Genomic DNA, 11,545 nt, shown 5'->3' on the forward strand with positions numbered 1-11,545 from the left:
TGGCGATAAGATGGGTAATCGTGTTTGAACTGCTGAACTAAATTCATGAGTAATCACCCCGACCTCTCTGAACTCGATGCCTTTGCCGCCGTCGCTCGCCATCGCAGCTTTCGCAAGGCCGCCGACGAACGTGGCGTTTCGGCTTCCGCGTTGAGTCATGCGATGCGAGCGTTGGAGGCACGCCTGGGCATCAGGCTGCTGAACCGAACCACGCGTAGCGTGACCCCGACCGAGGCCGGCCAACAGCTATTGGCGACGCTGGTCCCGACCCTGCACCAGGTTGCCGATGTGTTGGCGCAATTGACCTCGATGCAGGAAGTTCCCGCAGGCAAACTCCGCCTCAACGTGGCGCGCCCGGCGGCTCGTATCGTGTTTGCTCAAGTGCTCGCGCCCTTCGTGGCCAGGTATCCACGTATTCAGTTGGACCTGATCACCGACGATGGGTTGACCGATATTGTGAACGGCGGATTTGACGCTGGAGTCCGCTTTGGTGAAAGCCTGGCCGGCGACATGATCGCAGTTCCTGTCGGCGCCCCTCAATCGTTCGTGACCGTTGCTTCAGATGCCTATCTGGACGCAAAGGGGATCGCACACACCCCCCGCGACTTGCTCGAGCATGCGTGTATTGCCAGGCGTTTTCCCAGCGGCAAACTTTACGCCTGGGAGTATCAAGCAGGCGGTCAACCGATACGGATATCCGTCACAGGCCCGCTCATTCTGGAAGACGATGCGCTGATGATCCAGGCGGCGAAAGATGGTGCTGGTATTGCCTATGTCTACGAGGAGTTGGCGCGCGACGAAATCCGCAACGGGCATCTCAGAGAAATACTCCTGGAATGGAAAGCACCGCCAAGCCGATTCTTTCTTTATTACCCCAGCCGGCGCCATGTGCCGCCGGCCTTGAACGCCCTCATCGAATTCATCAGAGCGGGCGACTTGCGAACCTGATTCAGAACCATCGCGACCAGCAGTCTCGATGATGCTCCGGATTGAATCCACTGTCGGAAGCAACCCTTCGGGTCGAATAGCAATCGGCCAGACGCAGCCACCCGCTTCCAGGTTCAACCCGTTTTACATGTCAACCAGGCACTCCAGAACAGGCTGCTGAAGAAACGAGTAGCGTCTCCAAATCCGGCGTCATGCAAAAGTTTTTGGCCGTCCTTTCAAGCAAATTGTTTGCCTCTAACTGCTGCTTCGCTGCCTCCAGCATCGGCTCAGATGGATCAACGGCAGTGAAGCGCCAATCCGGCTCAAGTTTGGCCATAGCAATAATTTCCTGTGCGGTACCGCCAGCATGTATGCAGTCAGGTCGTGGCAGGCGTCATATCCGGTTAGTGCGATACGGCACTGTCGTCCGTAAGTGCAGATTCTGAACAAATGTGTCACGTAACAACCTCAAGTAACTTAACGGCTAACATCCCACGTGAGGAAATTGCCAGCACGGTATAGCGAGTAGAGCACTAGAGATCGGCAGGCGATCCATGACTCATTCCAAACTCAATAATCGACGGGAGCCATGATATGAACAAGCTGGGCGCGATTTTTCTTCTACTCGTGGCAGGTAGCGCCCATTCTGCTGAACGACTGAAAACCGTTCAGGTGTCGGGACTCTCCGTTCCCGGTACCCAGGCGCTGGGGAAAGCGCAAGGATTTACAACGTGTGTTGATTTCCAAAACTACCTATCGTGCACACGCAGCAAGCCGATGGTCATTTTTGGCGCAACGGCCAATAGCGCTGAAATAACACTGGATGTCACCGACAACTTTGCCAGCGAGGCGGATCCTATGGGAAGCCCCAAGATCGCGGGTGTGGCACTGGAGAAACTGACTTATCGATCCATTCGCCTGGAATTTCAACCAAAAGAGCGCGAGGCTCTGGAAAAGGCATTGCGCGCTGATGGATGGTTCGCCGTAGGCACCGTAAAACGTCTTGAGTTTTATAAGGAAGGCATCCCCGCAACCTTCCGCGTCGGCAGCGCCTATACCACATTGAGTCCCGTCGACATCAACGAGGTTAGAAAAAAGGCTTCCAGACTGGAGGCAAAGGCCGACCATTCAAGCATCAACTCGGATATACCCGATCCGGCACGGGCAATGCTGCGTGACTCAGAGCCTCGTGGCGCGGGCTCAACTCGCCCGCCTCGATTTTAATCAGCGGCATTATCAGACCTTCTATAACACCCAAAGCACTCAAGGCCAGCAGATCTAGCGGTCGCTTGTCGACGACGCGTATTGGCCGCTTTGGACTTAGAGTGTGTAAGAACTTCGTCAAAGTTGAATTTTTGCGCGCCTATGCGAAATCTGAAAATTATCGGCTGCTCAAAAACCTGGATTTTTGGCTTCAGTCCCCGGAAACCTTGGATCGGCATGTATGGAAAATATACGATCGGCGCGAACAACACATGAGGATTTTATTGGCTGGCGAGAAGTCGATACCGCACAGCATTGCGACACTCGACAAGGTTCACGGTGTAGCGCTGGTGGGGGATATTGGGATGGGAAAACACACACATGAACAGTAACCCACATCAGCGGTTCGCTCACTCTTTGGCACGCGCCGCGTTATGCGCTGGTGCGCTCTGCTTAAGCGCGGCAAATGCGCAAGCACGGCCGCACGACCAGGAAGATTTGCGCTCCTATATGCATGGCATCGAAGCGGTCAAAGGGGCCGACGGCCGTTTTTTGATTTTCATTAGCAGTTCCGGAATTCCACCAAAAGGCGAGGACGAAAACGGCAACTGGCCGCACGACATCTACCTTTCGAAATGGGGAATCAATGATACGCGGATCAGTCCGCCCACACTATTCATCCAAAAGCCGGAAGCGCAAGAACCCGTGTCGGTCGCCCAAACAACTGACGGCAATGTCATGCTTTCGTTTGAAGACGGCTGGAATACCACGAACGAAGTCAATCAACGTTATGGCGTTTACGATGCGAAGCTGCGACCGATCGCGCCGTATCCGCGCGCCGTTGCGACCGGCGGACATTCCGGCCATGTTGCCGCGGTAGGAAAGCATTTCGTCGTGTTGTATTCCAAGGACTGGGTGAACGGTGGCGGTGTCGATGATCTCGGTACCGGCAATGGTGTATATGCAAAGGTCTTCGATAATCACGGCCACCTGCTCAGTACGTACGATGTCGCACCCAAGCGGCGTGAATGGTGGCCGATGATTGCTGGTTCCAGCAATCGCGCGCTACTGGTCTGGCAACAATTCGTACCTGATCAAACCTCTGCAAATTTGAAGATAACGGTACTCGATCCTGAGACCGGGAAACTCTCCGCCCATAAGATCCTGAGATCCGGCTTGAATTACTACACCTACAAAGCCAAATATATTCCATTGATCGATCGTTTTCTCGTGACCGGTACAACGGTGAACGGTAAAGGGTTTGCGTACTTGATCAACAACGACGGCAACGTCAGCGCGACGTTGGAATGCATGCCGGCAACTGTGAGGGGAGCCGATGTTGTCGCCAGCGAGAATATCGCCTATACGCCTTCGCAAGACAACCGCCTTCTGCACCTGGAGCTCACACCCTCTTCAATCAAGCTGAAAGCTGTGCAGCGCTCGCCACTGACTTGGTCCTATATCGGGAGCCTCGGATTGATGCGAAATCCCTCTTCAATTCATTGGATATCGCTGACAAAGAATGGAGTCGAGGAAACCGATTTTGATTTGCGCAATGCGGTGCAACCCGATCGATCCGACCTGTGCCGATGATGGGCAGTTAATGCTGGTTTGCAGCACCTGACAATCGCAGTTATTCCTGGTCGAAAAGCGTCTTGATTGCAGGCTTGGGCGTTTTCAAATGCAGGCCGTTACAACGAGTGTAGATGAGCCAGGCTACGAAAGCCGCGAATAGGGATAACGGTATCAAGCCGCCGACAGCGACTGCCCAACCCCAGGCAAAACCACTTTCTCCTTTGAAACAGCCGCCACTCAGCAAGCCCGGCACGTAAACGCCAATGCGATAAGCTACCGCATCCAAGATAAAATCCATTTGATCCTCGTGTCTCCTTGTTGGTTTTCGTAGACACATCCCAATGACTGCTTCTGGCCGGTTTTCTGCCAGTCATGACGGGCGAAATTCGACCCATAGCTGACGGTCGCGATCAAGCAGAAATCGGCCAATTGCTGCCTGTGGTGAGGGACAACAATCGGCCATATTCGCTCGACGATTTCCTCAATCACAGGCCAGTGGGGACAGACCCTTGGCGGGCATTAGGTAATGTTCGATCCGGATGGCCACCTCAGCTGTCTGGAAGCGCCGCGCAGCCACTTCGATCCGCTGCTCAGCACGGGTTACCCGGCCGTGATGGCGCAAATGGCCCAACCAGGATTCGTCGAAGAAAAACTCCTGCCAGTGTCGCGGGTTTTCGCTGTTCTGTACGAGCCCCCAGGAAAATGAACCGTTGCGCTTACGCATGCGTGCCACCGCGAGCATAGCCATGCGGAAGTCCGCTATTTTCTCAGGAGCTATGTCGTATTGCAGGGTGATCATCACCGGACCCCGCTCGCAGTCAGCTTCGTCGGCGAGGATCGGCATCGGCCAGTGCAGAGAGGGGGCAAGGTCTTCCGTCTCTGTCATCGGCAGCGAGAAGCTTGGTGTCAGGACCAGACCGAAAAATAGGCAGCTGGCTGCGGCAATCAGAGCGACTGGAATCGAAGCATGACTGGCGACATAACCCCAGAGTGCGCCTCCAGTGGCCATGCTGCCGAAAAACACCAGGATGTATACCGACAGTGCGCGGGCCCGTACCCAGTCGGGTACAGAAGTTTGCGCCGACACCTGCAAGCTCGACAGCACACTGATCCATGCTGCGCCGCTTAGGAGCATCACTGGTAGCAAGGCGACGAAGTCGCGCACCCAGGCGAGCGCAAGCAAGACCAGTGCGTATAGCACGCTGGCAAGCACTACCAGCTTATTGGCGCTGATGCGCTCGCGCAGTTTTGGCAGCAGCATGGCGCCGAGCACCGCGCCAATACCAACGCTGCCCAGCAGCATGCCGAAGTCGCTGGCACTACCTTTCAGCTCGCCACGCACAATCAACGGCAGCAATGACATACCGGCACTGGCTCCGACAAAGAATGCCGCAGCACGTACTAGCACCGCCTGTAATGGGCGGGAGGCGCGGCTATAGCGCCAGCCTGCGCGAATGGCACCCAACAAACGCTCGGCTGGGAAGGTGGCTACTTCGCGTTCGCGCTTCCAAGTCAGCAGTACAGCCATCACAGCAAAGAACGACACCGCGTTCAGAGCGAAAGTTGCCCATGGCCCGCTAAGGCTGACCAGGACGCCCGCAATTGCAGGGCCCAGAGCACGCGCGACATTGATACCCAAACTGGAGAGGGCGATAGCGGAGGGCAGCTCACGCTTGCTGACCAGTTCCGGCGTAAGGGCCGACCAAGCGGGCATCATCAGTGCGGTACCGACGCCCATCGCCAATGTCAGGCCAAGTAGCAACCAGACAGTCGTAAGGCCAAGCAGCGTGATTGTCGCCAACAACGTCGCTACAGCAGCCATCCACACTTGGACGATGAGTAGATAACGTCGTTTGTCGATGATATCGGCCATCGCACCAGCCGGCAGCGCCAACAGAAACATTGGCGCAGAGCCTGCCACCTGCACCAATGCCACATGCATGGGGTTACTCGACAGGTTGGTCATCAGCCAGCCCGCACCGACCTCGTGCATCCAAGTGCCAATGTTGGAGGCAATGCTGGCCAGCCATAGCCAACGAAAGGTTGTGTGATTGAGCGCGCCCCAGGGCGATTGCTTGGCGGTAGTCATGTCAAGACGGACCTTTCAACGGGTGTACGAATATGAGGTGTAGGCAGTTGATGCCAAGCCTTTAAGGTGAACGCCCAGCAAAGCTGGGCGGCAGGATCGAACTCAGAACGCGAAGCAAGAACACCCGAAGGCGCCCCAGAAGCCTTGGTGATCGCTGACCGGAACGCTGCTGCGGCGAGCGCGATCATGCTGGTGTTGATGCACGGCACAAGAACCGATGCACTGGTGGATGCTGGCGACCAGCGGCACAGAGCTGGGACTCCAGTGTCCAGGCACAATTGCTACCGGCGACCAGTCTGGCATCACTGGTACTGTCGGTGGCGATAGCTTGTCGAATTCGTGAGTGGCATGTACCACTTTGCCTCCCACTACCGTGAGGACCGATTCGAGCCACTTAATCGCTTCTTCTTCGACGCTGAAAAAGTCCGCTGTCAGTGCCACGAGGTCAGCAAGTTGGCCCACCTTGATCTGACCCTTTTTACCCTGCTCGCTGGAGAACCAGGCACTGCCATGGGTGAACAGTTGCAAGGCGGTGGAGCGAGGCAGGCCCTGCGGGTAGAGCGTGGTACCACCGACAGTTTTGCCGCTGACCAGCCAGTACAACGCGGTCCATGGGTTGTAGCTGGCCACGCGGGTCGCGTCGGTGCCTGCACCGACTGGCACACCTTCAGCCAACATGCGCTGGATAGGCGGCGTAGCTTCGGCAGCCTTGGCACCGTAGCGGTCGATAAAGTATTCACCTTGGAAGGCCATGCGGTGCTGGATAGCGATGCCGCCACCGAGGGCGCGAACGCGCTCGATATTACGCGGGCTAATGGTCTCGGCGTGGTCGAACAACCACGACAGGCCGTTAAACGGGATGTCGCGGTCGACTTTCTCGAACACATCGAGCATGCGGGAGATGGATTCGTCATAGGTGGCGTGCAGACGGAACGGCCAGCGCTGTTCGACCAGATGGCGCACCACCGGCTCCAGCTCATCCTCCATGCTCGGAGCCAGATCCGGGCGAGGCTCGAGGAAGTCTTCGAAGTCGGCGGCAGAAAACACCAGCATCTCACCAGCACCGTTATGACGGAGAAAGTCGTCGCCCTGATGCAGCTTGACGCTACCAGTCCAGTTCTTGAAGTCGGTCAGCTCTTCCTTCGGCTTCTGAGTGAACAGGTTGTAAGCAATGCGAACGGTAAGCTGGTCCTTGTCGGCCAACTCCTGGATCACCTGATAATCGTCCGGGTAGTTCTGATAGCCACCACCGGCGTCGATAGCGCTGGTCACACCCAGGCGGTTGAGTTCACGCATGAATTGGCGGGTGGAGTTGACTTGGTACTCCAGCGGCAGCTTCGGCCCTTTGGCTAGCGTCGCATAGAGAATCAGGGCATTTGGCCGCGCAATAAGCATACCGGTGGGATTGCCACTGGCATCGCGCTGGATTTCACCACCCGGTGGATTGGGCGTATTGCGGTCGTATCCGACGGCACGTAGAGCGGCGCGATTGAGCAATGCTCGGTCGTACAGGTGAAGGACGAATACTGGTGTATCCGGTGCCGCCTGATTCAGCTCCTCGATGGTCGGTAGCCGTTTCTCGGCGAACTGAAATTCGGTCCAGCCACCGACCACGCGCACCCATTGCGGTGTCGGTGTGCGGTCGGCTTGAATCTTGAGCATGCGCAGTGCGTCGGCCAAGGATGGAACACCTTCCCAACGTAATTCCAAGTTGTAATTCAGGCCACCACGAATCAGGTGCAGGTGCGAGTCGTTGAGCCCTGGGATGACGGTTCGTTTCTGCAAGTCCACCACCTTCGTGGCGCTACCACGCAACGCCATGGCTTCGGCATCACTGCCTACGACGATGAAACGACCATCTTTGATAGCAACGGCACTGACCTGTGGTTTCTCAGGATCGACTGTGTGCACGCGACCGTTGAAGAGGATGAGATCGGCGATCATGGCGCCTCCTTGGAAATTTGCAGAAGAAGTACCGGCCAAAGCGGCAATGGGCAGGGCTGACCAGGCGGCTCCAATAGCACCTAGCACACCACCTGCAACGAGAACGCGGCGACGATCTGAATCGTGGCTCATGGCCGGGCGTCTTTCGGCGTCAGCCAAGCGGCAAAGACGCGCGTGGCCATGGGCATGCACACATAAACCACCAGTAAGACGATGCTCAGGGTGATCAACACGTTGCTCATCAGGTAGCTGGAGAGCGGTGGCGCTAGGCGGAACAGCGGCAGCCACAGCTGGGGAATCAGCAAACTCAGCGGCAGGATTACAAGAAAGCTGATGACGGCTTGCTTCCAAAGCGCAGGTGGTTGCTGGGCATTGTCAGGCATGAACCAGAAGTCCTTGCCCAACAGGATCTCGGTATTGTCGCCGGCGCTCAGCAATGGCTGCACTTCTGCGACCAGCTGCTTTCGTACGTCCGAGTGCAGCCAAGCCTGCATGTGCTGAAGCTGGTCGAAACGCAGTATGCAGGTGAAATTGACGAAGTTGGCCTGACTCTCGCGCGCTACGTCTACAGCCAAGTGGCCTTGGCTTTGCCCGGCCGTGTCGATGGCCCGGTGCAACCAAGTCTCATAGTGTTGCTCGTGTCGACGATGTACTTGGTGGCGCACCACTAGCGTGACGGTATCGGCTTGCGTCTGATTCATTTCGCAGTCTCCGCATCTTAAACGAGTTAGGGAACAGCCCCCACCCAGTGGGGGGCTGGCATTGGCTCAGATAGGTGCTGCGATGGGCGCCAGGGTTGGGCCGTGCTCTACGCGCTCAGGAGCCTTGTGGACCATGGTATAGGCGTAGTCGACGCCCATACCGTATGCACCGGAGTGTTCCTTGACCAAGTCCATGACGGCGTCGTAGGTCTCGCGGTTCTTCCAGTCACGCTGCCACTCCAACAAAACCTGCTGCCAGGTGACTGGAATCACTCCTGCCTGGATCATGCGCTGCATCGCATAGTCGTGGGCATCTTTGGTGGTGCCGCCGGAAGCGTCAGCAACCATGTAAATCTCGTAACCGGCATCGTGCATGGCGGAGAGTGCAAAGGTGGTGTTGCACACCTCAGTCCACAACCCGGAGACGATGATCTTGTTGCGGCCATTCTTCTTCAAAGCATCACGAACCTTCTGGTCATCCCAGGAGTTCATCGAGGTGCGCTCAAGAAGAGGGGCGTCGGGGAATACGGCGAGGAGTTCGGGATAGGTGTGGCCGGAGAAGCTTTCGGTCTCTACCGAAGTGATGGTGGTAGGCACATTAAAGATCTTGGCGGCTTTGGCCAGGCCCACTGTGTTGTTCTTCAGAGTCTGGCGGTCGATGCTCTGTACGCCGAAGGCCATTTGAGGCTGCTGGTCGATAAAAATCAGCTGGCTGTTTTGAGGGGTCAGAACTTCGAGTTTTGCATTGTTCATATTTGTTTACCTGTCAGTTGAGTAATGGTCTGCGAATTGATCCGGACGGCCACACCTTTCTCGTTATCACGATAAGGGGATGGCACCATCTAGAGCGGCTACGGCCCGAAGTCGAATCCAAGTTAGCTGAACGACAGGAAAATTGCGCTCGCATTAATGCGCTCCTGAAGGTGCATTAATGCGCCGGCGAGACTGTCTTTGCGCTGTTAGCATTTGCCTCCCACAACTCAGATCGCAGTTATCAACGCGATCCAGAAATCGCTAGGAGAATGCAAATGTCAGCTACTCGTCCAAATGGTCAAAAAACCGCTTATTGGGGTGTTTCCTGGGAGGAAGCCTACGGCTACCCGCAAGCGAGACAGGTAGGTAATGAGATCTATGTGTCTGGCCAATTTAATCACGATGAAGACGGCAATCTGGTAGCCCCTGCGCCACTGGATAGTGAAGGTAAACCCAGCGATTTCTCCGCGATGGGAGAGCAGATGCGCACCTCTTACGACAACATCGCCAAACTGCTCGCGCTCTACGGTGCGACGCTTGAGGATGTCGTTGAAGAGACGCTGTTCGTATTGGATATGGATGCGGCATTTGCCGTAGTTGGCAAGGTGCGTAAGGCCGCCTACGGCACCGAACGCCCCCAATGCGCCAGCAACATTATTGGTGTGTCGAGATTGGCGCAGCGCCCGCAGCTGATCGAGATCGCATGCAAGGCGGTAATCGGCGCGGGAGCCGACTAAGCATAAATACCGGTTTAACTAAATAACCGGGAGATCGAGATGCCCCTCGATGAGGGGCTTTTGATTAGCTACTGCCGCTGCGCAAAACGTCATGAACGCTTTGACTCGCCACGACTTTCGTATGTCCTGGTGGGTGAGTAGCCAAAGATCATCACTAAGCTCTGGAACAACCGGGCCGACACGGACCAAGCCAGGCGTGATGTCCCCGAGCATGCAGGGAAGAAATCCGAAACCAAGCCCCGCCACGATTGCAGCACTTGCCGCAGCGACTGAATCGGTACGGTACGAAATACAGTTCGCATCCACTCGGCATTCGAGGTAGCTAGCTGCCTTCAACCCGCAAAGAGCGCCGGAGTAGGACACCCACTCTTCACCGTCAACGAACGGCGTAGACGCAGGTGCGTTTTTTACACTTCCATATGGTGCCCAGGCGATTGTCGCAAGTTTACGCCCCACCAGACTCTCAGATGGTTTATTGGTTGCTCTCACCGCAATGTCAGATTCATCTCGGGCCAGACTCAGCGTCTGGTTACCCACGAGCACCTCAATTGCTATCCCTTCGTTAACTGTCTTGAAATCAGCAATGATCGGGGTGAGGAAGTAGAGCAGCAGGGAGTCGCTGGTGGTAATTCTAAGTTTTCCGAGAGGCCCCTGACCCGCGCGCGATACGCGCCGAGCGACGCTGACAATATCAAGTTCCACTCGCTCAGCGAGCGCCCGCAACTCCGCGCCTTCGGCAGTGAGCATGTATCCAGAGCGGCGATGATCGAACAGAGCGACTCCAAGCGTTTTCTCAACCTGAGAGACACGACGCGAGACGGTGGAAACGTTGACCCCTAGCCTCTTGGCAGTGTCGGCACGATTGCCACATTCGCTAAGCGTTTTGATGATGCGCAAGTCATCCCAGGAAAGCTGGTTTACAGCATCGCTGACATCCCATTTGGCGCCGCTAGGTAAGCCCTGGCTTGGCGAAGCATTATTCGATAACGATTTCAAACCAAGACATTCCTAATATCGTGTTCAGTCATCATACGAAAACGCTAAAGGAGAACCAAGGCAATGCCTACAAGGGGACGGACGAGAGTTTGGCTGCGGTCTTTGGCTATCTGAATCTAGCGGTCTCACTGACCGTCCGCTTTTGGCCGATTGTGTTGAAAAAGTCGGTCCGCTCAAACTACCCGGATATTGACCGGTGAAAACGTCATTTTTGCACGCTGCTACGTGAAATCTGAGCCTGGAAGCCTCTGCCAAAAGCAAGAATTTCAATCTCAGACACGTCCTTTGCTGCCGTGGAAACCAAGGTCGACTTTTTCAACAGAATCGGCCGATTTCTGCCTTTCGCCACCGGCAGCTATGGGGTCGGATAGCGACGGTCTGGCGCAGACCGTCGCAGTGGATGGTCAGGCTTCTGTATGCCCTGCCATTTCCAAAGCATCATCGACCTCGATGCCCAAGTACCTGAAGCAGACAGCGAAGCAGAGCCGGCTACTGAGAAGCATGGCTGCCACCCGGTCGCTGCGACCGCGCTGGCCAACTCCCAAACTCGCCGAAATCTGCAACGTGCCGGGTTAACGGCGTCCTATGCCCAGGCACTATACCGCCTGGCAGATAGCTGA

Annotated in this window: 11 protein-coding genes and 2 pseudogenes; 6 read left to right on the top strand and 7 right to left on the bottom strand. The window is 56.1% G+C overall.

Annotated features, from left to right (window positions below; translation table 11 throughout):
• Positions 1-45 precede the first annotated feature (45 nt).
• Positions 46-948 carry a LysR family transcriptional regulator gene (locus J2W17_RS27545; RefSeq protein ID WP_307342276.1) on the top strand — a complete coding sequence of 301 codons (903 nt, stop codon included), beginning with the start codon at positions 46-48 and terminating at the stop codon, positions 946-948.
• Between the two features lie 113 nt (positions 949-1,061).
• Here the strand turns inward: J2W17_RS27545 and J2W17_RS27550 are convergent.
• A pseudogene (locus J2W17_RS27550) lies at positions 1,062-1,386 on the bottom strand (class I SAM-dependent methyltransferase).
• Between the two features lie 135 nt (positions 1,387-1,521).
• Here J2W17_RS27550 and J2W17_RS27555 point away from each other — a divergent pair.
• The 3 genes from J2W17_RS27555 (at position 1,522) to J2W17_RS27565 (ending at position 3,723) form a co-directional block, all read left to right on the top strand.
• Complete coding sequence (locus J2W17_RS27555; RefSeq protein WP_307342279.1) at positions 1,522-2,151, top strand: hypothetical protein; 630 nt, start codon at positions 1,522-1,524, stop codon at positions 2,149-2,151.
• Between the two features lie 101 nt (positions 2,152-2,252).
• Complete coding sequence (locus tag J2W17_RS27560) at positions 2,253-2,522, top strand: hypothetical protein (RefSeq protein WP_307342283.1); 270 nt, start codon at positions 2,253-2,255, stop codon at positions 2,520-2,522.
• The gene (locus J2W17_RS27565) at positions 2,512-3,723 is read left to right on the top strand and encodes a hypothetical protein (protein ID WP_307342286.1); all 1,212 of its coding nucleotides are present in this window, start codon (positions 2,512-2,514) and stop codon (positions 3,721-3,723) included. Before J2W17_RS27560 ends, J2W17_RS27565 begins: the two co-directional genes overlap by 11 nt.
• A gap of 40 nt (positions 3,724-3,763) precedes the next feature.
• Here J2W17_RS27565 and J2W17_RS27570 read toward each other — a convergent pair whose 3' ends face one another.
• The 5 genes from J2W17_RS27570 to J2W17_RS27590 all read right to left on the bottom strand — a co-directional run bounded on the left by J2W17_RS27570 (position 3,764) and on the right by J2W17_RS27590 (position 9,192).
• Entirely contained in the window at positions 3,764-4,003 is a 240-nt protein-coding gene (locus J2W17_RS27570) for a hypothetical protein (protein ID WP_307342289.1), read from the bottom strand.
• A 183-nt stretch (positions 4,004-4,186) separates the two neighbouring features.
• Positions 4,187-5,794 (bottom strand): MFS transporter, encoded by a 1,608-nt coding sequence (locus J2W17_RS27575; protein WP_307342292.1) that lies wholly within the window; start codon positions 5,792-5,794, stop codon positions 4,187-4,189.
• A gap of 102 nt (positions 5,795-5,896) precedes the next feature.
• Positions 5,897-7,738: an amidohydrolase gene (locus tag J2W17_RS27580; RefSeq protein ID WP_307342295.1), complete on the bottom strand. Its 1,842-nt coding sequence runs from the start codon at positions 7,736-7,738 to the stop codon at positions 5,897-5,899.
• A gap of 128 nt (positions 7,739-7,866) precedes the next feature.
• On the bottom strand, positions 7,867-8,439 hold the full coding sequence (locus J2W17_RS27585; RefSeq protein ID WP_307342297.1) for an antibiotic biosynthesis monooxygenase: 573 nt from the start codon (positions 8,437-8,439) through the stop codon (positions 7,867-7,869).
• A 66-nt stretch (positions 8,440-8,505) separates the two neighbouring features.
• Positions 8,506-9,192 (bottom strand): hydrolase, encoded by a 687-nt coding sequence (locus tag J2W17_RS27590; RefSeq protein ID WP_307342300.1) that lies wholly within the window; start codon positions 9,190-9,192, stop codon positions 8,506-8,508.
• 275 nt (positions 9,193-9,467) lie between these two features.
• Here J2W17_RS27590 and J2W17_RS27595 point away from each other — a divergent pair, with 275 nt between their 5' ends.
• A complete protein-coding gene (locus J2W17_RS27595) occupies positions 9,468-9,929 on the top strand; it encodes a Rid family hydrolase (protein WP_307342304.1) in 462 nt (153 codons plus the stop codon).
• An 18-nt stretch (positions 9,930-9,947) separates the two neighbouring features.
• Here J2W17_RS27595 and J2W17_RS27600 read toward each other — a convergent pair whose 3' ends face one another.
• Positions 9,948-10,925: a LysR family transcriptional regulator gene (locus J2W17_RS27600; RefSeq protein WP_307342307.1), complete on the bottom strand. Its 978-nt coding sequence runs from the start codon at positions 10,923-10,925 to the stop codon at positions 9,948-9,950.
• A 497-nt stretch (positions 10,926-11,422) separates the two neighbouring features.
• Between J2W17_RS27600 and J2W17_RS27605 the strand changes: the two are divergent.
• A pseudogene (locus J2W17_RS27605) lies at positions 11,423-11,545 on the top strand (GNAT family N-acetyltransferase); the annotation flags it as partial.

Source organism: Pseudomonas lini (assembly GCF_030812475.1).
GTDB lineage: Bacteria > Pseudomonadota > Gammaproteobacteria > Pseudomonadales > Pseudomonadaceae > Aquipseudomonas > Aquipseudomonas lini_A.